Source organism: Mesorhizobium sp. M0598 (assembly GCF_040320865.1).
In the GTDB taxonomy this organism is placed as follows: domain Bacteria; phylum Pseudomonadota; class Alphaproteobacteria; order Rhizobiales; family Rhizobiaceae; genus Mesorhizobium.
This window is the reverse complement of the sequence record NZ_JAMYQL010000054.1, coordinates 1-24366: the sequence shown is the minus strand read 5'-3', so window position 1 is coordinate 24366 and position 24366 is coordinate 1. Positions and strand designations below refer to the sequence as shown.

At 57.0% G+C, this 24366-nt stretch carries 17 protein-coding genes and 6 pseudogenes; 21 read left to right on the top strand and 2 right to left on the bottom strand.

Annotated elements, in window-relative coordinates; genetic code table 11:
- From NKI59_RS32835 to NKI59_RS32820, 4 genes and pseudogenes are all read left to right on the top strand, one after another.
- Positions 1-285: M24 family metallopeptidase (locus NKI59_RS32835; protein WP_502901142.1), on the top strand; the 285-nt coding region annotated here is incomplete at its 5' end.
- A gap of 184 nt (positions 286-469) precedes the next feature.
- On the top strand, positions 470-1840 hold the full coding sequence (locus tag NKI59_RS32830) for an ArgE/DapE family deacylase (RefSeq protein WP_352708667.1): 1371 nt from the start codon (positions 470-472) through the stop codon (positions 1838-1840).
- A 32-nt stretch (positions 1841-1872) separates the two neighbouring features.
- Positions 1873-2022: pseudogene (locus NKI59_RS35245) on the top strand (IS5/IS1182 family transposase); the annotation flags it as partial.
- Positions 2002-3332 (top strand): annotated as a pseudogene (locus NKI59_RS32820) (transposase); the annotation flags it as partial. The pseudogenes NKI59_RS35245 and NKI59_RS32820, both read left to right, overlap by 21 nt.
- Before the next feature lie 314 nt (positions 3333-3646).
- Here the strand turns inward: NKI59_RS32820 and NKI59_RS32815 are convergent.
- Positions 3647-4813 (bottom strand): annotated as a pseudogene (locus NKI59_RS32815) (IS110 family RNA-guided transposase).
- A gap of 703 nt (positions 4814-5516) precedes the next feature.
- Between NKI59_RS32815 and NKI59_RS32810 the strand changes: the two are divergent.
- The 4 genes and pseudogenes from NKI59_RS32810 to NKI59_RS32795 all read left to right on the top strand — a co-directional run.
- Positions 5517-5855, top strand: a pseudogene (locus tag NKI59_RS32810) (IS5 family transposase); the annotation flags it as partial.
- 54 nt (positions 5856-5909) lie between these two features.
- Positions 5910-6981, top strand: a pseudogene (locus tag NKI59_RS32805) (IS110 family RNA-guided transposase).
- A gap of 289 nt (positions 6982-7270) precedes the next feature.
- Positions 7271-7592, top strand: a pseudogene (locus NKI59_RS32800) (transposase); the annotation flags it as partial.
- Positions 7593-8022: 430 nt separating this feature from the next.
- Entirely contained in the window at positions 8023-8760 is a 738-nt protein-coding gene (locus NKI59_RS32795; RefSeq protein WP_352708666.1) for a M24 family metallopeptidase, read from the top strand.
- Here NKI59_RS32795 and NKI59_RS32790 read toward each other — a convergent pair.
- Positions 8742-9413 carry a GntR family transcriptional regulator gene (locus NKI59_RS32790; RefSeq protein ID WP_352708664.1) on the bottom strand — a complete coding sequence of 224 codons (672 nt, stop codon included), beginning with the start codon at positions 9411-9413 and terminating at the stop codon, positions 8742-8744. The two genes, NKI59_RS32795 and NKI59_RS32790, sit on opposite strands and share 19 nt — an antisense overlap.
- 225 nt (positions 9414-9638) lie before the next feature.
- Between NKI59_RS32790 and NKI59_RS32785 the strand changes: the two genes are divergently transcribed.
- From NKI59_RS32785 to NKI59_RS32725, 13 genes are all read left to right on the top strand, one after another.
- Entirely contained in the window at positions 9639-10715 is a 1077-nt protein-coding gene (locus tag NKI59_RS32785; protein ID WP_352708663.1) for an ABC transporter substrate-binding protein, read from the top strand.
- Between the two features lie 102 nt (positions 10716-10817).
- Complete coding sequence (locus tag NKI59_RS32780; RefSeq protein WP_352708661.1) at positions 10818-11672, top strand: ABC transporter permease; 855 nt, start codon at positions 10818-10820, stop codon at positions 11670-11672.
- A 10-nt stretch (positions 11673-11682) separates the two neighbouring features.
- Positions 11683-12504, top strand: coding sequence for an ABC transporter permease (locus tag NKI59_RS32775; protein WP_352708660.1), 822 nt, complete (start codon positions 11683-11685; stop codon positions 12502-12504).
- A gap of 12 nt (positions 12505-12516) precedes the next feature.
- Complete coding sequence (locus NKI59_RS32770) at positions 12517-13605, top strand: ABC transporter ATP-binding protein (protein ID WP_352708659.1); 1089 nt, start codon at positions 12517-12519, stop codon at positions 13603-13605.
- A gap of 159 nt (positions 13606-13764) precedes the next feature.
- Positions 13765-15021: a sarcosine oxidase subunit beta family protein gene (locus tag NKI59_RS32765; RefSeq protein WP_352708657.1), complete on the top strand. Its 1257-nt coding sequence runs from the start codon at positions 13765-13767 to the stop codon at positions 15019-15021.
- 8 nt (positions 15022-15029) lie between these two features.
- Entirely contained in the window at positions 15030-15296 is a 267-nt protein-coding gene (locus NKI59_RS32760; protein WP_352708655.1) for a sarcosine oxidase subunit delta, read from the top strand.
- A complete protein-coding gene (locus NKI59_RS32755) occupies positions 15293-18256 on the top strand; it encodes a sarcosine oxidase subunit alpha family protein (protein ID WP_352708654.1) in 2964 nt (987 codons plus the stop codon). Before NKI59_RS32760 ends, NKI59_RS32755 begins: the two co-directional genes overlap by 4 nt.
- Positions 18150-18803, top strand: a complete 654-nt coding sequence (locus NKI59_RS32750) for a sarcosine oxidase subunit gamma (RefSeq protein ID WP_352708671.1) — start codon at positions 18150-18152, stop codon at positions 18801-18803. Before NKI59_RS32755 ends, NKI59_RS32750 begins: the two co-directional genes overlap by 107 nt.
- Positions 18804-19706: 903 nt before the next feature.
- The gene (locus tag NKI59_RS32745; protein ID WP_502901143.1) at positions 19707-20765 is read left to right on the top strand and encodes an ABC transporter ATP-binding protein; all 1059 of its coding nucleotides are present in this window, start codon (positions 19707-19709) and stop codon (positions 20763-20765) included.
- A gap of 115 nt (positions 20766-20880) precedes the next feature.
- Positions 20881-21945 (top strand): ABC transporter substrate-binding protein, encoded by a 1065-nt coding sequence (locus NKI59_RS32740; RefSeq protein WP_352708651.1) that lies wholly within the window; start codon positions 20881-20883, stop codon positions 21943-21945.
- A gap of 68 nt (positions 21946-22013) precedes the next feature.
- Positions 22014-23246, top strand: a complete 1233-nt coding sequence (locus NKI59_RS32735; protein WP_352708649.1) for an ABC transporter permease — start codon at positions 22014-22016, stop codon at positions 23244-23246.
- A gap of 2 nt (positions 23247-23248) precedes the next feature.
- Entirely contained in the window at positions 23249-24085 is an 837-nt protein-coding gene (locus NKI59_RS32730) for an ABC transporter permease (protein WP_352708648.1), read from the top strand.
- Positions 24086-24188: 103 nt separating this feature from the next.
- On the top strand, positions 24189-24366 hold a 178-nt coding region (locus tag NKI59_RS32725; protein ID WP_352708669.1), incomplete at its 3' end, for an aminopeptidase P family N-terminal domain-containing protein.

Here is a 24366-nt window from a genome sequence, read left to right as displayed (position 1 = left end):
GCTGCATGGCGGGCTCATCTTGATGCATTCAAGGCGCTCCCGAGGCTCGAGCATTGCGGTTACACGGTCGGGATCTCATTTCCGCCGACCTGGACCGGCGGCCCCGGTATAAACAGTCTGCATGGGGCGAGCACTGTCCAGATCCGGGAGGGGATGGTATTCCACCTGCTCACATGGATTACGGATGACGCGGGCAACGATAATTTCTTGTCGGATTGTGCGCTGGTTGAGAAGTCCGGCGGTGTTTTGTTGACTAAGACCTCGCGAGATCTCGTCGAAGTCTAGAAGCGCGCTCGAGACAAGTGTCCAAAGGTAAACAGGCGTGTCCAGCATCGATGGCGCCATGGCGGAGGCGATCAGTCGTCCAACTGGATGCCTAGAACTAGCGGCATTTTGCCCGGCTGGTGGGCAATAAAGTTCGGCTTCGCCTCATGGTGAGGTAGCGGCTAAAAAATTCAGGAGGGCAGACGTGGGCGACCCCCCATCTTTGCAGTATTCCACTATTGAGCCTGTGCTCAGCAACCGTCAAATCGAGCGCATCATCAAGGCGGTTGAGGACCGCTTCGATGAGCAGGTCGAGTTTTTGACGCGGCTGGTGCGTGCTGCCTCGCTTCGAGGCAATGAAGCTAGTATTCAGAAAATTGTCTCCAACGCGCTCGAAGAACGTGGCTATGACGTTCGCAGCTTCGCGATCGATCCAGCTCGCATCGGAAAGGATCCGGCTTTCTCACCGACCAGATTTGAACTCAAAGACTCTACCATTGTTGTTGGCTCGAAACGGCCGCGGCGAGAAGGCGGTAGGTCTCTGGCACTCAACGCACATGTTGATGTTGTGCCGGTCGGCACAAGCGCCCGTTGGAGATATGAGCCGTTCTCGGCCACTCGCGACGGGGACTGGCTCTATGGCCGTGGTGCGGGTGACATGAAAGCTGGCCTGACTGCAAACCTGTTTGCCCTCGATGCGCTGTCGGCCGCAGGTTTCGACCTGAAAGGCCCGGTTCAATTTCAGTCAGTCATTGAAGAAGAGACCACAGGCAATGGAGCGGCAATGGTTCTCGCGGAGGGTTTCCGCGCCGATGCAGTTCTCATTTCGGAGCCTACCGATGAGAAACTTGTCAGCGCGAATACCGGCGTCATGAAATTTGCTATCACGCTCCAAGGGGTTCCCGCTCATCCATTCGAGGTCGCCGCCGGCAGGAGCGCAATCGATATCGCAATTCGGACTATCGAGCATCTGCGCCAGCTCGAACAAGAGTGGATCGCGGAGCGACCCATATCTCAGCCCGATTTCGCCGGTGTCGACAACCCAATAGCTTTGACAATCGGCACGATATCGGGGGGCGAGTGGCTCGCCTCGGTTCCAAGCGAGTGCCGTTTTGAAGGCCGCATTGGCTTCTACCCCGGCGAGATGGCAGAGGCGCGGGCCGTAAGGTTTGAGAGCTTTCTCAGAAAGGCATTTTTGAACGACCCGCAGCTGAAAGGATGCCCCGAGCCGGAGATCGAGTGGGTCGGTGTCAAGCAGGGTGGATATGTTCTTACGCCAGGAAGCGAAGCGGAAGCACTTCTGGCGAAAGCGCACTCCCTCGCCGACAGTTGCGAAAGGGAACTTCAGCGCTTCGTAATGCCTTGCTACCTCGACGCTGCTGTCTTCACCTTACACGGAGACATGACCAGCCTTGTCTACGGACCAGTTGCCGAACACATTCATGCTGTTGATGAGCGAGTGAGCCTATCGTCGCTGTTGCGGGTTACCAAGGCTATCGCTCTGTTTGCCGCGTCTTGGTGTGGAATAGAGGCTGGCACGAACAGTTGGACACCTCGAAGAACCTCCCCAACTTGATCGTTTTCTGATTCACTGCGCTGGTGATTCGCATGGAGGCGCTCGATGCGGCACAGGCGGGGTTCTGGGATATTGAGGAGCGCTATGTCCGGCTGAGCGACGCGGGCGATCCGCTGGAAAAGCTGAACGCGGTGGTGCCTTGGGAGGTCTTCCGCAAACCGCTGGCTAAGGGACTGAAGCGCTCGGATGGCGCGAAGGGCGGTCGCCCTCCCTACGGCCCGGTGATGATGTTCAGGATCATGGGTGCTGCAGGCGCTTTACAGCCTGTCCGACGACTAGGCCGAATTCCAGATCCAGGACCGACTTTCCTTCATGCGGTTCCTCGGGCTGGGGCTCGGCGACCGGGTGCCGGATGCAAAGACGATCTGGCTGTTCCGCGAGCATCTCACGCAGGCCCGCGCGGTGGAGAACCTGTTCGCCCGTTTCGACAAGCATCTCGCCAAGGCCTCCAAGACCCGCCACGGCCGCTTCCGCGATGCCGACCTGCTGCGCGAACTGTTCGAGACCGTCGTCCGGCGCTGCATAGCTGAAGGGCTCGTCGGCGGCGAAGGCTTTGCGGTCGATGCCAGCATGATCGTCGCCGACGCCCATCGTCAGCGCGGGATCGAAACGGCCGAGGACCTCAATCCCAAAGCCAAGCGGGCCGTGGCTGAGTATCTCGCCACTCTGGATGACGCCGCCTTCGGGGCCGCCACGCCGGTAGAGCCAAAGTTCGTATCGCCTGTCGATCCTGCAGCACGCTGGACCGCCTCTTGGGGCGGCCCGGCCGTCTACGCCTATTGCACCAACTATCTGATCGACGTGGAGCACGCCGTCATCGTCGATGTGGAGCTCGACCGCGGTGCGCCAAGCCGAGGTGACGGCCGCCAAGACCATGATCGAGCGGGCGCACGACGAGCTCGGCCTCTGGCCGGAGCGGCTGATTGCCGACACCGGCTACGGCTCGGCCGAAATGCTGAACTGGTTGGTGCATGAGCGTGGGATCGAGCCGCATATCCCGGTCTTCGACAAGTCTAGGCGCAAGGATGGCACCTTCTCGCGCGACGACTTCACCTACGACCATAAGGCCGATACATACATCTGTCCTGGCGGGAAGACGCTCAGGCAGCGCCAGAAGACCTATCGGATGCCACACCCTCTCGTCGACGAGAATGGCATGATGCGCTATCGCGCCAGCAAGCTGGATTGCGACGCCTGTGCCCTGAAGCCCCGCTGTTGCCCGAAGGAGCCGGCGCGCAAAGTGCTGCGCTCGATCTATGAGGGCGCGCGCGACATGGCCCGCGACATCGCCAAGACCGAGGCCTACCAAACCTCACGCTATCAACGGAAGAAGGTGGAGATGCTGTTCGCGCACCTCAAGCGCATCCTGAAGCTCGACAGACTGCGATTGCGCGGCCCCTGTGGTGCCCGCGATGAGTTCCACCTCGCAGCCATCGCCCAGAACCTCAGGAAATTGGCCAAGATCTGCACTATCCGGACACCAATCCCAGCCACTCACATGGGCGGACTCGGGTCAACCGGATTGTGTACGGCTTACGGCTTCATGGATTATCTCCTGGAGTTGCTACGGATCCGAGGTTGAGCCTGTTTCCAATACGAGCATTTCTGGCTCGGTTGAAACTCACATACGGTCGCCGCCCCAGGGCGGCTGCACCCTTATCCCGCATACGGCGGCTAGGCTCAGGAGGACGTGACCATTCTTAGGGGCGGTTGTTGAGACCATATGCCAGGCCGGTTCGTCCACCTGGATCCGCCGGGGCTGATCAGGCCCCGTCAGATGGCGAAAGAGGTTTGGTTGGCTTCAGATCAGGTCGGCTTTATGATGGCGCCCTCCCTCACCACTCCGGCGGTCGCATACTGCCACAGTGCGACCAGCAGTTTACGTGCCAAGGCGACGATTAGCGGCTTACGCAGCCGCCCACCGTTGCGCTCGACCCGCTGTTTGAACCACTGGCTGAGGGCCGAGTCTGGTTGGTGTCGCAGCCACAGCCAGGCCATCTGCACCATCGTTCCTCTCAGCCGCGGATTGCCCGCTTTTGAGACGCCTTGCTCATGATCGACAGAACCGCTCTGCCAGGGCGTTGGCGCAAGCCCGGCATAGGCCGCAAGCTGCCTTCGATTGTCGAAATGACGATAAAGACCTTCAGACCAGAGTACGTTGGCGAACTCAGCGCCCACCCCCTTCAGCTGCAGCAGTCTCACCACCGGCGCCGGGTCGTTCGCCTTGGCCCGATCCAACAGCAGATCGTCGCGCGCCGCCTCGACCTTTTGCAACTGCTCCAGGATCAGCTCAAGCCGGTCGAGCTCACGCACAACCTGTGCCTTCAGGTGGAAAGGTAAGGCGCGACCATCACCCGTTTGCAGATCCTTGAGCCTGGCGCGTCGGTCGCGACGCAGCGGCTCATAGTCACCGACGCCCTGGGCGAACAGCAGCCCCTTGATCCGGTTGACGTGCTCCACCCGCTCGGCGATCAGCGTCTTGCGCTCCCGGCAGAGTCAGCGGCGATCCTCTTCCTCGGGGGTCGGCGGCCTGACCATGGAGCAGACCCGCGGCTCGCCACGCTTGTAGGCCAGCAAGGTCCGTACCAGGGTCTCGCCGTCGATCTTATCGGTCTTCGCCCGTCGGCGCCGCCGTGACACCAGGATCGAGGCGGCGTCGACCACGTGGCTCTCGATCGCTTCGCCCTGAAGCACCCGATGGATCCAGAAGCCGTCTAGTCCAGCTTCCTGAATGACAATAATCCGGAAGCGCTCGCCGGTTCGTGCCCGAGCCTTTTCCTGGAGCGTCGCAAACAGCTCCAGGAGTCCCGCAACGTGCCCGCCCCGCAGAGAATGCTTGGACATCTTCTCCCCGCCACCCGGCGACAGTGAAGTGATCAGCCAACTTGATCGAGACAGTTCCATCGAAACAAAGATCGCGCCAAGATCAATGCGGATAGCGGCCGGTTCCGGCCGATTTGCAACCTGTTGCATTGTCGTCTCCAGAATGAGTGGGTTTAGCAACGCCATTCTGCCGACGGCAGGTCGCTATCCACCAGCCCATAGGATCTTAGGGCAAGGAGGCCGCCTCGACCCAATCGCAACTCGTCGCGGCGAAAAGAACGCCTGGCTTAATCACCGACTTCTTCAACACAATCGGTGAAAAGCGATCGTTGCGTCGTTTGACCGATCGCGCATATTGTCGAGGAAATGACTGAACTCGCATTAGAACCCGGCGGTGGATTGAGAGGTCTTCCGATTGGATCGTTCAAAGGAAACGTTCGGACATTTTTCGGTGATAAGCACCAGCCGTTTAAGCGTACACCCGAAGGCATCCGATAGAGGGCGGATGCAGGCATTTTTGCCTACTATGATTCTGACGAGCGCCTGGAGGCCTTGGAGTTTGCAAGCCCAAGCAACCCGACATTGAACGGATTGGCTCTTATCTCGGTATCGATGGGCGAAGCGACACAGATTCTCCAATCTCTCGACCCGAAGTTACGCTTGGAGCCGGATGGCGCAACCTCAACGCAGCTTGGTATAGGCGTTTGGTCCTCGACAGGCGAGGTCGATCAACCTGTGATGTCCGCGATAACATTCGGACCGGGCTACTACGATTAGGCTGTAGCGCTGAACGTCTGATTTTGACGGGTTTACCAACTCGCTTCCATATCCCGGATTGTGATTCAGGCTCAATATGAGCCGATATGACCTGACCGACTTCGAGTGGCGCGTGATCGAACCGCTGTTACCCAACAAACCTAGAGGCGTGCCGCGCGTCGATGACCGACGCGTGTTAAACGGAATCTTCTGGGTGCTGCGCTCCGGTGCGCCATGGCGCGACCTGCCCGAGCGCTATGGGCCACGCACCACCTGCTACAACCGCTTCTCGCGTTGGCGAAAAGCAGGTGTTTGGGATCGGCTCATGGACGCCATCAGCGGAGCGCATGATGGTGAAATCCAGATGATCGACAGCACTTCCATTCGGGCGCATCAGCAGGCTGCGACGGCAAAAAGATCCCATGAGGCGACGGGCGGCGGAACTCAGGTAAGGTTTCGGGGTCCGACAGCCTAACCCTGGAGACTCCTCATGAACCTCTCATCCGTTGCTCTGCCGCCCGTCGACGAGAAGACTGCCACAATTTTCATGGCGCTGGAATTGAGCAAGTCGACCTGGCTTGTGGCCCTGCACTCGCCGAACACCGGCGCGAACAGGCGCAGGCCGCCTTGACGCGTCCGGTTCGGGTAATGTCGTGCTACGAGGCCGGCTACGACGGTTTCTGGCTGCATCGTTTCCTGTGCGACCGCGGCATCGACAATCAGGTTCTGGACGCGGCCAGCATCCTGGTCGACCGCCGGTCACGCCGCGCCAAGACGGACCGCCTCGATGCGGCGGCGCTGCTGCGCACGCTGATGGCGATGGAACGTGGCGAGCCGAGGGTCTGCCGGTTGTGCGAGTGCCGAGCCTCGAGCAGGAGAACGATCGCCGTCGCAGCCGGGAACGGGCTCGGCTCGTCAACGAACGCGGCCAGCATTCGAGCCGCGTCAAGGAGCTTTTGATGACCCAGGGCATCCGCGACTTCAAGCCAGCCAGACGGGACTGGCGTGAGCAGATCGAGACGCTGCGCACGGCTGACGGGCGGGATCTGCCGCCCTGCCTGAAGAACGAGATCAAGCGCGAGTGCCGCCGCTTGTGGCAAGTAATCGAGATGATCATGGAGGTCGAGGCTGAGCAGCGTCAGGCCGCCGAGACCACAGCTCCCGGGATCGCCCAACTTGAGTCATCTGCGTGGCATCGGCCTGACTATCGCAAGCGTAATGACGAACGAGGTGTTCTTCCGCGATTTCCAGAACCGGCGTGAGGTCGCCGGTTATGTCGGTCTTGCATCCAGCCTTGGAGCAGCGGCGCGGTCAGCCGCGACCAAGGCATCCAGAGATCGGGCAATCCGCGAGCGCGACGAACCGCCATTGAACTCGCCTGGCTGTGGCTGCGCCATCAGCCCGATAGCGGTCTCGCGCGCTGGTTTCACGAGCGCGTCGGCACCGGCAAAGGACGCATCCGCCGCACCATGATCGTCGCCTTGGCGCGCAAGCTGATAATCGCCTTGTGGCGGTATCTGACCCAGGGCCTGCTGCCGGAGGGCGCCATGACCAAGGCCTGACGAAAGAGTTCGACGCGAGGGCGGCCAACGTCACTTGCGACGAAGCGGGATGGATGTGGACCGGCGCCCCCCAGGGCTGTTAACGCCGTCAAAAAGATGGGTCCCATCCTTCCCGGCCTCGCCAAACTTGCCCGTGCATGCGGGATATGGGTGCAGGCTCCACCCGAGCCGACCGGATATGAGGTGATGTGGACTTGTTCCGCAATTCGCCGCGAGGCCGATCCCGACTACGTTCGAAAGTGACTAAGCCGTCACCACTACCATTGACACGATGTGCCTCATATGAGGGGGGGCGCAGATAATTGTCTCGGTCGCAGCCGAGGTGGCCTCACGACCAAAATCCACGTCGTCGTCGACGCGCAAGGACTCCCGATCCGGCTCGGCCTGACGGCGGGACAAACGCACGATGGGCAGATCGCCGATCGATTGCTCGACCATCTCGGCCCGCGCATTATCGTCCTGGCCGACAAGGCCTACGATGCCGACCGTTCCGGGAGTTGATCCAGCAGCGCGGTGCGACCCCCAACATTCCCGCCAAGCGGAACCGGAAGTGGAAACCTTGCTTCAGCAAGCGCCTCTATCGCGAGCGAAACCTGATCGAGCGCTTCTTCTGGAACGTGACGTACTCTCCCAGCCGGTTCGTATCACCGGTGTTCGCAGGTAGAATTTCTGCTGCATATAGCTTGTGTTTTCCTCGTCAAGCTTATAATCGGCTCACCAAGGATACTTCGGACCTCACGTCCTCGCTGTACGTCCAGATGGCGAAACGCTCCTGTTTGCGCGAGCGCACGAACAAGCGACCGTGACTCGCCAAGTCGCGAATTCCCGTTTCGTAGGATATCCCGATACAGTTTCGCCCGGGGCCTTCATTGCAGTGCATCTAATAAGTGTTGGGTCTCGGAGATAGGGCAATAGCAATTCAAGCTGCAAGCCCTGGATTCCCGCCGTCATTCGACGCTGCCCTTCGAGCTGGACTGCCGGAGGTCCGGTGGGCCGACATGTCCGGGCTCGTCGAGCAGTTTCGCCTGGAAAAGTCCAACCATGAAATTATCGCTATACGCTATACGAAAAGCCGCCGCCGTTTCCGACGCGATTATGGAGACAGCGCTTTCAGTCGCAAAAGTGGGCATTAGCGAGCAGGCCATCGCAGCCGAGGTCCACAGACGGATGTTCGAAATCGGCGGTGAGTATGTGGGTTTCGGTCCTTTCATCCGGTCCGGCGAGCGGCTGCCCTATGAACACGAGGTTTGGACTGGTCGCGTCATTGGCAAAGGCGAGCAGCTTTTTGTGGAAATGGCAGGATGTGTCGGCCGTTACCACGCGCCGATGGGCAGGCTGGCATTCGCGGGAAAGGCGCCCGAGGGTACGCAGGAAATAGCGCAAATCTGCATTGCCGCACAGGACCGTGTTCTTGCGGCTATGCGCCCGGGCGCCACCGGCGCCGACGTCTACAACGCTTGGCAAACCGTCATCGACGAAGCCGGATTGACGCACTATCGCCGACAATCATTGCGGCTACGCCGTCGGTATCGCATTCCCTCCGACATGGACCGGTGGAATCGGCGTGGTCAGCATGCATCCCGAGAGCGATATGATCCTGGAACGCAATATGGTTTTCCACCAGTTGTCGTGGTTGCTCGGGTGTGGCCGAGGAGACTACTTCGTTCCGGACACGGTGTTGGTGGACGAAGAAGGAGGCAAACGCCTAACCACGACGTCACGCGATGTTGTCGAATTTTGATGCCACGCAGGTATACTCTTCAGTCGCTTGAAATATAGCGGCTGACTTTCTTAAGCATCCAACGCAGATATGTCGCCCTGACTTTGCCGAACGTGCCTAGGTCATTGGACGCCAGAGCATCGGAAAGGCCTTTTAATTCGCTCAGCAGTTCTCCCACGACATCATCCCAATCAAGATTCGGCATGAAGGTGTACCAGATACGAGCGACTCGGTAGTAAAGTAGGTCCGTCATTTCGCGCATCGGTTTGCTGCCAATAAGATCACAGATCAGAGCCTCAAGGTCGTTAGACAGCTGCGCGTAGCCCTCAATGTCCCGCTGGCCGCGAAGGTTCCCGGCTCGCGCGATCAGTTCATTATGGGTATCCCGGTGGGTATCCGTGACCCAGTTCGGGGACAATGATCCCATGGCCTCTGCAAGGAGAATCCGCAGATCATAGATGTCTTTGAATGTCTTCATGTCGATATCTGTGACACGCGTACCGACTCCGTTCCGGATCTCAACGAGCCCTTCATAGCTGAGCTGCTGGAGAACCCGCCGCAGTGGCGTGCGACTGACGCCGAACTCTGTCGCCAGTTGCATCTCATTGATCATCATGCCAGGTGGATAATGTAAGATACTGATCCGCTGCCGGATGCTCTCGTACATATATCGCTGGCGTTGATCGGCACTTATCTTAATCGCCTTATTCATCGTCTCAATTTAACTCCCTCTGCCTTTTGGTGCCATCACACATAATCGAATACACAGGAACGATTCCATGTGCACGCGCACCCGAACCCGGGATGTCCTCGTTGACAAAGCTGCATCATAGCTGTATATAGGTCGTGCTCTGCTAACGCAAAGACTAAAACATAGGCAAGCAGCCAGCACCATCGCAAGGACCAAATGTTCGATCGGTCAAACAGGGAGGACCAAATGACAAACTTCTCGCGAAGGAGCTTCATCAAGACGAGTTTTGCCGGCAGCGCGGCGCTTGCCGCCATGCAATTGACGGCCCCGTTTCTTGGCAAGGCTCGCGCAGCGGATTCGCTTTCCGTTGTCGAGTGGGGACCCCCTTTTATCGGCCACTCCAAGGCGCTTGCAGCCGAATGGGGCAAAGCTTCGATCGACTGGACACTGCATGCGGGCGGGGCGGCGTCGATTCTGCCAAAGATCAAGGCGGCATGGCCGAATCCACCCTACGACGTTGTCGATAATTGGAGTCCCGTCTTCCAATCGATGATCCGAGAAGATTGGGCGGAAACCGTCACCCTCCAAGACTGCCCGAACCTTGCGGATGTCCCCGAAGGACTTATCCCTAAAGACGCGACCGGCAATTGGAAGGTGGTTCCGCGCGGATCGAGCGGGATCTTTTTCACCTACGTTCCCGAAAAGTGCCCGATCGAAATCAAGTCGATCGAGGACCTGTTGAACCCGAAGCTGAAAGGCCAAATTCTCTGGCCAAACCCAACCTTGAACACAAACCTGCAGGTCGTTGCCTTGGCGATGGCCCGCGGCGGCGATCAATTCAACTTGGAGCCAGGATGGGGATTCCTAAAGGAACTCGCGAAGTCCGGCAACATCGGGCGCGTAGCGGCGACCACCTCGGACCTGATCACATCACTAGATACTGGCGAAACCTCGGTGACCTGCATCGACCAGGGCACGTTCTCGGGGATCAAGGGCGTGAAGGCCGTCCCATTGACTAAGACGAACAAGGATTTGAAAACGTTTCTGTTCGTGTCGGGGTGGGTGATCTTGAAGAGCTCCAAAAACAAGAAACTGGCATTTGACTTTGCCAACTACATGATCAGCAAGGAAGCCAGCGAACGCTATGGCAAGGATGTGGGCGAAGTCCCCGTCAACACAAAGGCGGAGCAAACGCTGGAATATCTTCACTTCTCCCCTGAGGACATTAAAGACTTTGTGGTCGTGCCGGATTGGGATCACCTTGGCAAGGAACTCGATGGTTGGAACAAGCGCTGGGAGCAGGACATCGTCCAGCTTTTGTGACGTCGTTTCCTAACTTAATAATCTTCCCATGACGCACTGGCGTCGGGCGCCAATCTGCGCCCGACGGCTTTTTGTCGATCGCAATGGGACTGGAACCTGCTGATGAAGTCTTCACGTAGCTCCGCGCTGTTGCTGCTGCCCGGATTCGCCCTATTCCTGGGCTTTCTGCTCTTCCCGCTCGTGAATGTTCTCGACGAGAGTTTTCGTCTTTACGAACCGGGCCGGATCGGCTCGGCCAAGGATGCCCCCTATACGTTGTTTAACTATGCTGAGATCCTGACGCCATCCTATCTCAGGTATTTTGCCGAAACGTTCAAATTCGGTGTTCTATCATCGCTGATCGCCCTCGTCGTCGCGTTTCCGATTGCTTACGCTGTCGCCAGGCAGCCTTCGCCCCTGATAAGGAAGCTCGCCATTGGCTTTCTCATAGGCATGATGTTCCTGAGTACATTGGTGCGCGTCAATGCTCTCCAACTGACATTCGGGCCAACCGGCTATGGTCAGCTCCTGTCGGGTCTCCTGAATGTGTCGGCGAATGGCCGTTTCTATACAGAATTGGTCGTTATTTTCGGTCTGTTGCACTATTTGATCCCGATTTCGGCTATTACATTGTTTGGAACCATACAAAACCTGAACCCTAGACTAATCGACGCATCGCAAGTACTTGGTGCGTCGCGGCTAAGGTCGCACCTTTCGATAACCCTGCCGCTCTGCATGCCCGGACTGCTGTCGGCTTTCTTGATTTGCTTTACACTGTGCCTCAGCGCTTTCGTCGTCCCGATGATTCTCGGGAAAGGCAAGGTGCTGTTTGTCTCCAACCTCATATATTCACGCTTCAGCGAGATCGCCGACTATCCAAGCGGATCCGCCGTCGCGATCACCATGCTTATCGTGGCGCTGAGTACAATCTACGGAATAACGTGGATGGTTTCCAAGCGATACGGCAACCTCAGGTAAGGCTGGTCCTGTGAAACGCTATGTCGATAATGCGGCAGATTGGCTGAGCGTCGCCAACATCGTCGTTGTATTGGTGTTCCTCATTTTTCCAATCGCCGTCGCCGTGACGATGTCGTTCGATGCCCGGGAGTATCTGGGCCGGTTTCCACCCCCGGAATACTCCCTTCGCTGGTACAAGCATTTCTTTTCTGACGACTACTATCTAACCGGATTGGCAACCAGTCTCCGGTTGGCACTCATCACAACCATCGTCTCCACAACGGCGGGCGTCAGCGCCGCTATTGCCCTCGACCGCTATGCGGGTCCGGGCAAGCAGGCCCTGGAATCGCTTTTCCTGTCGCCGCTCATCGTTCCTGCCGTCGTGATCGGTTTTGCGCTCCTGCTGTTTTTCGCCAACATCGGTGTATTCGACGGGTTCACGCGATTGCTCGGCGGGCACATCATCATCACGTTTCCCTACACGATCCGTACGACGCTTGCGGGCCTGGTTGGAATCCGGAAAACCTTGACTGAAGCTGCCATGAGCCTTGGCGCCACCGAACGTCGAGCGTTCTGGGACATCACCTTTCCGCTCGCCCGCACCGGCATTGTCGCGGGAGCGGTCTTCGCGTTCGCCTTCTCCATGGACGATGTTGCGGTGAGTTTGTTCCTCACATCGCCAGACACGTACACCCTGCCTGTCGCGATGGTGAGCATGATGCGAACGAACTTTGATCTAACGATCGCCGCAGCTGCTGTTCTGTTGATGATATTCACCTTCGCCCTGATCCTCGTCCTTGACCGAACGATCGGCCTCGACCGACTGATCGGCAAGGGCGTTTTCAGGTCATAGGAGGTTTCTGAAATGAATGTTCTTGAACTTTCGCATGTCACCAAGCGCTATGGAGCGTTCGTCGCGGTCGAAAACGTCTCATTCACCGTTGAGAAGGGACAGATTCTGTCGCTGCTCGGCCCTAGCGGATGCGGCAAGACAACGACCTTGCGGCTGATCGCCGGCTTTGAGAACGCCAACGAGGGCGCTGTAATGTTCTCCGGCGTCGACATGAAGGGTCGGCGGCCCTACGAGCGCAACGTCGGCCTTTTATTTCAGGACTATGCCCTGTTTCCGCACATGACGGTCGCCGAGAACGTCGCCTATGGATTGAAGCATCGCAACTTTGAAAAGGCAAAGATCCCGGATCGCGTCGCCGAAATGTTGTCATTGGTCAGACTGATGGGGTTTGAGGATCGGCGGCCCGGCCAATTGAGCGGCGGTCAGCAGCAACGCGTGGCGCTTGCCCGGGCATTGGCCACAAACCCCGAGGTTGTTTTGCTCGATGAACCGCTATCGGCCCTTGACGCGAAATTGCGCCAGGAACTGCGGTTCGAGCTGAAGGCAATTCTTTCTGCCGTGAACGCAACGACGATCGTCGTCACCCATGACCAAGAAGAAGCCATGAGCCTGGGCGACAGCGTCATTGTCATGAGTGCCGGAAAGATCATGCAGCAAGGGCCGCCGACGGATATCTATGCCAATCCAAAGACGCGCTTTGTCGCCGAGTTCATTGGCCGCTCAAACTGGTTCACCGGTCAGCTCACGAGGAGCGTGAAAGGCATTGCTGAACTCAAAGCCAACGGCGGTACCCGGATGTTCGTGCACATGCTCGACAGCAGCCGGAATGACGGCGTGTTTGACGTCTGTGTCAGGCCTGAACGCATTCGAATTGGTGCAGCCATTGAATCGTCGGAAGACTCGCCGGTCAACGAGATGCGCGGCACGATAAGGGACGTCGCCCACCTGGGGGCCGATCTTCATTTGGTGGTCGAAATCGCAGGCGGTCAACTGCTTACCGTGACTGAAAAGTACTATGGGCAGGCCCTTGAGCAATCCGGCCAGGAGGTTGCAATAACGTTCCTCCCGCAGGACTGCATCGTAGTCCCAAGCGGATCGTAAAGAAGCAGATAGCCTCGCAAGATAGGAAATATTGGACGGAATCGAACTTTGCGATCGCGCTTGGTTGCTGTCGATCGACACGTTGAAAACCAGATCACACTTATTGAAAACATTGCCCGCTTTCGCCGGAGCCGCGAGAATACATAAACGAGGAGTCGCATGAGCCATTATTCAGCCCTTGCCATATTGCGTCATGGCCTGACTGGCAACAGGCACTGGTCCCGTGCCTGGCGCGATCCGGCACCGAAGCCAAGCTACGACGTGGTCATTGTCGGCGGCGGCGGCCATGGCCTCGCAACAGCTTACTATCTGGCCAAGGAGCATGGCATCCGCAACGTGGCTGTGCTTGAAAAAGGTTGGCTAGGTGGCGGCAACACGGGCCGAAACACCACGATCGTACGCTCGAATTATATGATGCCCGGCAACTCGGCATTCTACGATCGGTCGATGCGGCTATGGGACAACCTCAGTCAAGACTTGAACTACAATGTAATGCTTTCACGGCGCGGCTACTATTTTGTCTTCCACTCGCCCGGTCAGGCGGAAGGCCTACGGCGCCGCGCCAATGTCATGCTAGCTAACGGCATTGAGGCCGAATTTTTCGACCGTGCGCAAATAATGAAGCGGCTGCCTTTCCTCGACTACTCACCCACGGCGCGGTTCCCGATATACGGGGCATTTCTTCAGCCTCGCGCGGGTACAGCGCGTCACGATGCGGTTGCATGGGGGTACGCACGTGGAGCAGACAAACAGGGTGTCGACATCATCCAGCAGTGCGAGGTAACCAACTACATCTGGGACAACCAAAAGATCGTTGGCGTCGAGACGACACGCGGCCCGATTCGCGCGAAAAAGGTCGCCTTGGCGGTGGCTGGTCATACCAGCCATTTGGCGGCAAAAGCCGGGCTTCGTTTGCCTATCGAAACGCATGTTCTCCAAGCTTTCGTCACAGAACCGCTGAAGCCGCTCGTAGACCATGTAATTGTCTATGGTGGGGCGCATTTCTACATCAGCCAATCCGACAAGGGCGGCTTGGTACTGGGCGGCGATCTCGATGGATTCAACTCGTATGCCCAGCGCGGGGGGCTCCCTATAGTTGAACACACGCTCCAAAGCGCCAAAGCCCTCATCCCCTCGATCTCGCGCTTACGACTGCTGCGCCAATGGGCCGGGGTGATGGACATGACTATGGATGGTTCGCCCATCATCGGCAAGATGCCGGTCGAAGGGCTCTGGTTAACCGGGGGCTGGAATTACGGCGGGTTCAAAGCGATACCGGCCTCCGGCTACTGTTTCGCATGGACGATCGCGAAGGGCGAGCCGCATCCCGACAATGCGGCATTCACCCTAGAGCGCTTCGAGCGTGGCTACCAAATCGACGAGGCGGGCGCTGGCCCGTATCCGAAAGCTCATTGAGGTTCATCATGTTGAGAATCCCTTGCCCTGTTTGCGGACTGCGGGACGAAACCGAGTTCAATTATGGCGAAGATGCAAGTGTTCGCCGCCCGAATATGGACGAGACCGATCAAAAGGTCTGGCATGACTATGTGTTCATCCGCGACAATCCGCGAGGACCGCACAAGGAATATTGGCATCACGTGAGCGGTTGCAGGCAGTGGATTGTCGTCGATCGAGATACGCTCACGCATGAGATTTTTGGTTCGGCTCTGGCTCGTGAGGTGGCAGCATGACAGCGCGGCGCCTCAAAACTGGGGGGCGGATCGATCGCTCCCGTGAGCTTACCGTTAAATTCGACGGCAAGTCTCTGCCAGCATATCCTGGCGACACTCTGGCATCCGCTTTGCTGGCCGGCGGGCAGCAGATTATTGGGCGGAGCTTCAAATACCATCGGCCGCGCGGTGTGGTCGCAGCGGGCGTTGAAGAGCCGAACGCCCTGGTGCACCTCCGCAGTGGTGATCGCCACGAACCCAATGCACAGGCAACGATGGTGGAAGCCTTCGATGGCCTCGTATCGACGCCACAGAACGCCTGGCCAAGTCTCCAATTCGACGTAGGAGCTGTCAACGGCCTGCTGTCGCGCTTTTTTGGCGCGGGCTTCTACTACAAGACTTTCATCGGCCCCTTTAGCGGGACGAAGTTCTGGATGTTCTGCGAGCATTTCATCCGCAAGGCTGCCGGCATGGGTCAGGCGCCGACTCTTCCGGACCCTGACCACTACGAGAAGATCAATGCTTTCTGCGATCTTCTAATAGTTGGTGCAGGTCCCGCTGGCATTTCGGCCGCCCTTGCAGCTGGCCGCAAGGGCGATAGTGTCTTTTTGGTGGAGCAGGACCGCGAGCTCGGCGGATCCCTTCTCAGCGAACCGGTCGGCGCACCATCGGATACATGGCTTGCTCAGGCGCGTTCTGAGCTGAGCGACCTTCCGAAGGTTCGAATTCTGACGCGAACGACGGCGTTTGGTGCCTATGACTGCGAGGTGTTCGGACTCGTGGAGCGCGTTCAGGACCACGTGCTTGCACCTGAGGAGGGAAAACCGCGGCAGCGATATTGGGTTGTGCGAGCAAAACGGGCGATTTTGGCTACCGGAGCCATCGAACGCCCAATGGTTTTTGCCGGAAATGACGTGCCCGGGGTGATGCTCACATCAGCTGTTCGCAGCTACCTCAATCGGTATGCCGTTCTTGCCGGCGAGCGCGTTGTCATCGCAACGAACAATGATAGCGCGTACACAGCTGCCATCGAACTTTCAAAGGCTGGAGCTAAAGTAACGATCTGCGACCTCCGACAGGAAGCCCCGCCGCAATTCGTCGAGAGCGCAAGAAAAGCGGGAATTGATCTGCGATCCGGTCATGCGGTCCTCAAGGTGTCTGGCGGCAAAAGCGTGAAGGCTGCGTACCTCGTTCGCATCAGCCCGGGAGGTAAAATAAAGGGCAACGCTACTCGGATTGCTTGCGATCTCGTCACCGTATCCGGCGGCTGGACTCCGGCGCTGCACCTTTGGAGCCAGCGATTTGGAAAGCCAGAATACAACGAGGAGCTGGACGCGTTTCTTTCGCCGGCGGAAAAAGGGACCTTCAGCTGCGTCGGATCGCTTATCGGCTCTCCGTCGCTCAGGGATACACTCTCACAGGGCCATAAAGCTGGTGGGGCCATCGGGAAGGAACCCGCGCTATTTGGCCACGCTGATCACTGGGGCCGCAACCTTGCGCCGCTGACAATCATTGCCAAGGCGAATGGCCGCACCCCTGGTAAGGCGTTCGTGGATTTCCAGCACGATGTCAAACTTGCAGATATCGATCAGGCCCATCTCGAGGGCTACGTCTCGGTCGAACATCTCAAGCGCTATACCACCTCTGGCATGGCAGCCGATCAAGGCAAGACTTCGAACCTCAATGCGCTCGCCCGCATGGCAGAACTTCGCGGGCTCGCCATCCCCTCCGTCGGCACGACGACCTTCCGCCCGCCCTATACTCCGGTTACGATTGGCGCCGTCGTCGGCCATGACCATGGGCTCAATTTTCGTCCGACCAAGCTTACGACCATACATAGCTGGCATCAAGACAACGGTGCGGTCATGATCGAGACAGGCGCCTGGCTGCGGCCCTGGTACTACCCGTCCAGAGGTGAAGACATCAACGACGCCTATATTCGCGAAGCCGCGCACGTGCGCGAGCATGTCGGCATCGTAGACGTTTCTACGCTGGGTAAAATCGCGGTGCAGGGACCCGCCGCCGCAGAGTTCCTCAATCGAATATACGTGAATGGCTTCAAGACACTTCCGATTGGAAAACTGCGCTACGGCATCATGCTGCGCGAGGACGGCTTCGTCTTTGACGACGGAGCCACAACACGCCTGGGCGAACATGACTATTTCATGACGACCACAACTGCGAACGCCGCGAATGTACTTGCGAGGGCTGAATACCTGCTTCAAACCGCGTGGCGCGATCTCAAGGTGCATGTCACGTCGGTCACAAATCAGTGGTCTGCGATCGCCATCGCCGGTCCGAAATCTCGGGCTCTTCTGATTGCCCTCACCGGTGCAGAACTGAGCAACGAGGCCCTCCCGAATAATCATTTTGCGGACGTCACAATTGCCGAAGTGGCTTGCCGCCTGCATCGCATGAGCTTCTCGGGTGAACTTGCCTACGAGCTTTACGTTCCGGCCAAACGTGGCCGTCAAATTTGGGAAGCTCTTATTGCGGCCGGCGCTCCATATAATCTCAAGCCCTACGGTCTCGAGGCAATGGGCGCGCTTCGTATCGAGAAGGGTCACATAACGGGCTCAGAAATCGAAGGGCGCACAACCCTGAAGGATCTGGGTCTTGAAGGCTTTGCTTCGAGCAAGAAGCCGTTCGTCGGCTCCGTATTGCGAAAACGTCCGGTGCTCGAAGATCCAGCACGACCTTCGTTGGTGGGGCTAGAAATCGTCGGAGACTCAAGCACACGGGCGGGCTCCCTTTTGTACGCGCTGAATGCTCCCACCAAGGGCCACGGGGAGGGGTGGGTTTCTTCGGTAACCTACTCTCCGGCGCTGAAAATGAACATTGCCCTCGCGCTCCTGTCACGGGGACCAGAGCGATTTGGCGAGACGATCCAAGTGGTCGATTTCGTGGGCAACCAAACGCTACAAGGGAAAGTGGTCTCCCATCATTTCTTCGACCCCGAAGGACATCGTCAAAATGGTTAGGAAATACGCGCTCCCGATAAACGGCACAACCAGCGACCACCTGGCTGTCACCATCAACGAAGTTGAATTGGGATATCTAACGCAACTTGCCGGATGGGAAGGTTTCGATAGGAAGGCAGACGATGCGCTTCGGGCAGAGGGGTTGTCGCTGCCAGGAGACTACCGCTCATCGGTCCGCCGCGGGCGGACCATAGTTTGGCGAATTGCGCCCGACCGGGCACTGATCCGGTCGGACACCCCTCTGGGCTTGGAAAGCGTAATCGATCTGGCCGTCCTCGATCTCTCGGACGCGCGTGTATGCCTGACGCTTGAAGGGCCCGGCGTCAGCGGGCTTTTCAATCGTGTAACTGCTATCGACCTTGCCGACGCAGCCTTCCCGGTTGGACATTTCGCGCAGACGGCCATTCATCATGTCAGCGTCCTTATCGACCGCCATGACCGCGACCAGTTCACAGTCCTCATCCCCACGACGTTTGCAATGTCGCTTGCCAGCTTCCTGGCTGATCATCTCACGGCTGAGGTGGCAACCAAGCCAGCAAACAGGTAAGATCGCGAAAGGAGTGACGCTTCAATGGTCCTCTATCTGTCATTCATGAAACTGGCTTCTCGCTGCCTCGTGGCAACACCTCCGCGCGAGGAAAAACCTATGGAATATAATCAACAGAAGCAGGCGCCAATGGGCGGCCCAAATACGTTCGAAACTCAAGCCGCATGGGATATCAGCGTTCCCAGGCCCAGACCGAGTCGAACTAGCATCGAACTCGAATTGTTCTGTCCGCCCTCGAAGTCCAAGCCAGCCGTATTTTGGCAGCATTATTTGCTCCCCCTCCTCCAGCGTGTCTCCATCCGGCTAGTCGGTCGTTGACGACCGAAGAGGCCCACTTGCAAGGGAAATGCTTAGCTATCCGTGCGGATGGAACACGTCGGGTTACTTTTGATCAGCTAAATCCAACCGCCAGATCCTTGGTTGGCGGGTCGGGCGGCACAAAGAAGTGTGCGTTTCGCAAAGACCTCGCCATCAGCTTGTGCACAAGATTGCGCCCGTACTTAACTTCTTGTTACCCCAAGGCGACGCCGTTTATAGGTCGGACCTAGAACCAAAAGCTCTTAGTCAGAGAGGTTAATGACGATTCAATCCAACGAATCCACGTCGTACGCCGGGACGCAGCTCCTTCAAACGACAGTGGCGGTATAACCCCATTCCTCACGGCTTTTGAGCCGATATAGGAGACTAAGATAGTCCGACCCTCACATGCAGTTTCCATCTTGTACACAAGATACCATTATACTAATGTTGTGAAAATAGAGCGAGCAGGGCTTTAGAAGGCACTGCACGCCGCGCGAATCTTCGCTGCAGTCGGTCCAGGAAAATGAATCGGCGTAGACGAGATGTGTGGGAGGTCAGAAGTTGAGCAAAGGTCTCGATCGAGATCCGCTAATCAGGTTCGACATGGTTAGCAAGACGTACGATGGAAAGAGCTTCGCCGTTCGGGATTTGTGTCTTGACATCTACGAGGGCGAGTTTCTGGCTTTGCTCGGACCCTCGGGGTCGGGAAAAAGTACAACTCTCGGGATGCTCGCCGGTTTCGAGCATCCATCCAGCGGCAGCATCACTTTGGCCGGGAGATCGCTTCAGGACATCCCGACGCATAAGCGAAAGTTTGGCATGGTGTTCCAAAACTATTCGCTCTTCCCACACATGACAGTGATGGAGAACATTATTTTCCCGCTTCGAATGCAGGGAATGTCGAGGAAGGATGCCTACAAGCTCGGGCAATCGGCGCTTGAGATGGTCGATCTGCGCGACCCGCAGATGGGCAAGAGACGACCTGATCAGCTCTCAGGTGGTCAACAGCAGCGCATCGCGCTTGCGCGCGCGCTTGTTTTCAAACCAGTTGTAATTCTCTTCGATGAACCGCTCGGCGCGCTGGACAAGAGGCTGCGCGAACAAATGCAGCTCGAGCTGCGTCAGATACATAAGCGCCTCGGCGTCACGATGATCTTTGTCACGCACGATCAGAGTGAAGCACTCACAATGGCGGACCGGATCGCAGTATTCAACGAGGGCCGGATCCAGCAAATTGCCTCACCCATGCAGCTTTATGACGAGCCAGCGACCCTCTTTGTCGCTTCATTCGTTGGCGATAATAATAAAATAAATGCCAAGGCTATCCGATCGCAAGGCGAAATCTGCCAGGTAGAGCTTAAGGATGGTTCCCGAGGCGAGGGAATTAGTCCGAGCCTCATTCAGCCGGATGCGAATGTGGTTGTGGTGGTCCGTCCGGAGTGCATCGTAGTCTCTCCAACCGACGATCTCACCAACAAATATCCTGCCCGCGTTAACGAGGTCATCGCGCTGGGTGACCAGACCAGACTTAGACTGGATGTGGCAGGAAATGAAGAGATTCTTGTCAAAATACCAAGAACGGGCGGCGCTCCAGTGTACAAAGTCGGGCAGAACCTGGTCGTTGGATGGAAGTCGCAGGACTGCAGGGTTCTTCGAGCTTAATAACGGGATCACGCCGCAACTGTTTGGCGAGCGATCACAAGGTTCGACCGACGGACCACGCATGCCTAACATACATTGGAAATGTCACTATTCACAAAGGAAAAAGGGGAAGTGTATGCGCAATATCTCAAAGAACCTATACTCGGCCCTCACTATGGTGGGATTGCTCATGGGAGCTGCGGCGGCCGCAAAAGCCGATGATCTTACCATCGCGACGTACGGCGGCTCATTCGAAGACGCTTTGCGGGCAGAGGTATACGAGCCTTTCACCAAGGACACAGGGACCAATATCCTCGCGGATGCCTTCTCGGGCGACGTCGGAAAAATCCGGGCCATGGCCAGCACCGGGACATACAATTGGCAACTTGCCGAGAGTGAATCTGTGATCGCAGCCATTGGCTGCCAGCAGGACTTCTTGGAACGGTTTGATCTCGGCCGGCTCAAGCTGACAGAGAATGATTTTGTTCCTGGAAGTCTGATTGAGTGCGGTATCCCCGACGTCATCTATTCCGTCAATTTCGCCTATGACACAAATCAGATAGTGGAACCTGGTCCAAAGTCATGGACCGACTTCTGGAATGTAGAGAAATGGCCGGGTAAACGAGGAATGCGCAAGTCTCCCAACGGGACGTTGGAATTCGCCTTGCTGGCCGACGGCGTGCCGATGGACAAGGTCTACGATGTGCTGGATACCCCGGAAGGAGTTGACCGGGCGTTCGCTAGCCTATCAAAGCTCAAGCCAGACATCGTTTGGTGGGAGACCGGCGCGCAGTCAGTACAGCTTCTCGCTGATAAAGAAGTGGCAATGACAGTTGGCTGGAACGGTCGACTGTACAGTGCCTCGCACAGTGAAGGGCAAAAACAGATCAAGACCGTGTGGAATCAATTCCGCTGGGAAACGTCAATGTGGATCATGCCGAAGGGCGCTCCGAACATTGATAGTGCCTACAAGTTTCTCCAGTACGCCACTAAGCCGGAGCTGATCGCTGGTATCACGAAACACGTCGCCTACAGCCCGGCTGTGGTGGCTGCGGAAAAGCATATCAAGCCGGAACTCAATGCCGAACTCCCGACAAGCGCCGAAAACGTGAAAAATGGGTTTCCTATGGACGTCCAGTTCTGGGTAGATCACCAGGAAGATCTGACACAGCGCTTTAATAACTGGGTTGCTCAGCAATAATTCTGCTGACTGCGAGCGGCCTACCCGCTCTAGACAGGATCGGCTTTGGACATTGCCGGAGTAATTAAATGACCATGACCGCTAAAGCCATATCCAACGATCTGAGTGGATCCGCCGCCCTTAGTTATCGCCGCGAGCTGAGAAAGAGAGAGGTGCGCCGGAGCGTACTCGTCGCGCCCCTCTTCTTGTATCTCACGCTGATATTCGTCATCCCAATTGTCTTAATGCTGACCAGGAGCATCGAAGACCCTGAGGTCTCTGGTGTGCTGCCAAGGGCCGCTAATCTACTCCAACGCTGGGATGGGACTGATCTGCCAAGCGAGGAGGTGTTCGCCGCCCTTGCTACCGACATCAAACAAGCCGTGAGCAATAGGAGTCTGGGCCAGGCGGGTAGTCGCTTGAACTATGCGGTACCCGGGTTTCAATCTCTTTTGACGAAAACCGGACAGAAGATATCAAATCTCCCGCCGGTCGATGCCGCAGAAGCACTGGGCCAGATCGATCAACGCTGGACAGATAACCGTTATTGGCTCGCGCTCCGCAACGCATCGAGCAGCTATTCGCTGTTCTACTTTAGAACTGCGCTTGGATTATCCAACACAGAATCTGCCTCGGAGGGCCGAGGTTTTTATCTCGACGTGCTCGTCCGCACGTTATGGATGACGGTGGTGGTTACATCAGCTTGTGTAACCCTTGGATACCCACTGGCTTACTTTCTTGCACATGCATCGGAGGCGTTGCGAAATAAACTAATTCTCTTTGTGCTTCTTCCATTCTGGACGTCTTTGCTAGTGCGAACAACTGCGTGGTTTGTCCTTTTACAAAAGCACGGGTTGGTGAACGACACAGGGATATTTCTGGGGCTGTGGTCCCAGCCTTTGGGCCTGATCTACAATCGGTTCGCTGTCTATGTTGCAATGATTCATGTGATGCTGCCCTTTATGGTGCTTCCGCTTTATAGCGTAATTTTGAAAATCCCGAGCACGTATATGAATGCGGCGGCTACGCTCGGAGCTGCCCCGTTTCGAGCTTTCAGGGAAGTCTACCTCCCGCTTAGCTTTCCAGGCCTTGGAGCCGGCATATTGCTTGTGTTTATTGTTACCCTCGGATTTTATATCACACCTGCTCTTCTTGGCGGGCCAGCCGACCAAATGTTGAGCTACTACATTGTCCAGAACGCTAGCAACTTCGGGAATTGGGGCCTTGCGGCGGCCCTTAGCGTGCTCCTGCTTGCCGTGGTTGCGATTGTCATTTTCTTCCTCGCCAGACTTAGAACCGGCAGCATTATGCAGGAGGCATAGCAATGACCTCGGCAATAGGTAAGCGGTTCCCTCGCCTTTCGAAGATCACGCTCTGGATTGTAAGCTCGCTGATAATGGGCTTCCTCATTATGCCGATCATTGTCATCATTCCCTTATCCTTCAATTCGGCACCCTATTTCACGTATCCGATGCCGGGAGTTTCACTGCGGTGGTACGCTGAGATTTTTGGGGACTCTTCGGCATCGCTTATGTGGCAAAGGGGCGTTCAGAATAGCTTCATTATCGGCATGTCGTCGACCATAGTGGCGACTGCTCTAGGGACTTTAGCTGCGCTGGGGCTAAGCCAAAGCAACTGGCGATTTAAAAACATCGTGTTCGCGGTCCTTGTATCACCGTTGGTAGTGCCGGCAATTGTTTCCGGGCTTGGATTATTCTATGTCTTCGCGAAGCTGAAGCTGGTTGCAACATTCTGGGGCCTAATTTTGGCTCACGCGGCCCTCGGTGCCCCGTTTGTTGTGATAACGGTTTCCGCCACCCTGAAAGGCTTCAATCAAACTCTTTTGCGGGCAGCAGAGGTCCACGGAGCATCGCCTGCGCGTGCCTTTTGGGAGGTGACTTTGCCATTGATTTCACCCGGGGTGATCTCGGGTGCGATCTTTGCCTTCGTTTGGTCGTGGGACGAAATCGTGGTGACACTATTTCTGGCTGCGCCTCCGCAGCATACGGTGCCGATACGGATGTGGAGCGGCGTAAGAGAAAGTTTCAACCCTGCGATAACTGCCGTGGCCACTCTGCTGATCGTCATGGCGATCATATTGATGCTCCTGGTCGATCAATTGAATCGACGCAATATGCGTTTCAAGAAAGCTTCGCTGTAAATCCTGCAGCAAGAGCCGTCGCGCTCGTCAGGTACGCTCCAAAATTCTACCAAAGGTAGAAATCAGAATAGCAATATCGGTCGAAACTAGACCGGAAACGGAAATGGATCAGATAGTGGACCAAGCTGGTGTTGAGCGCGAACGGCGCTTGGCGAAGGTGCAGGATGTGTGCCGCCAGCGCGGGATTGACGTCGCAATCTTTACGAGTCCCGAGACCATCTATTACCTAGCTGGCCTCGACTATGAGGGCTACTTCTGCCTGCATGCGCTCCTGGTTCCAG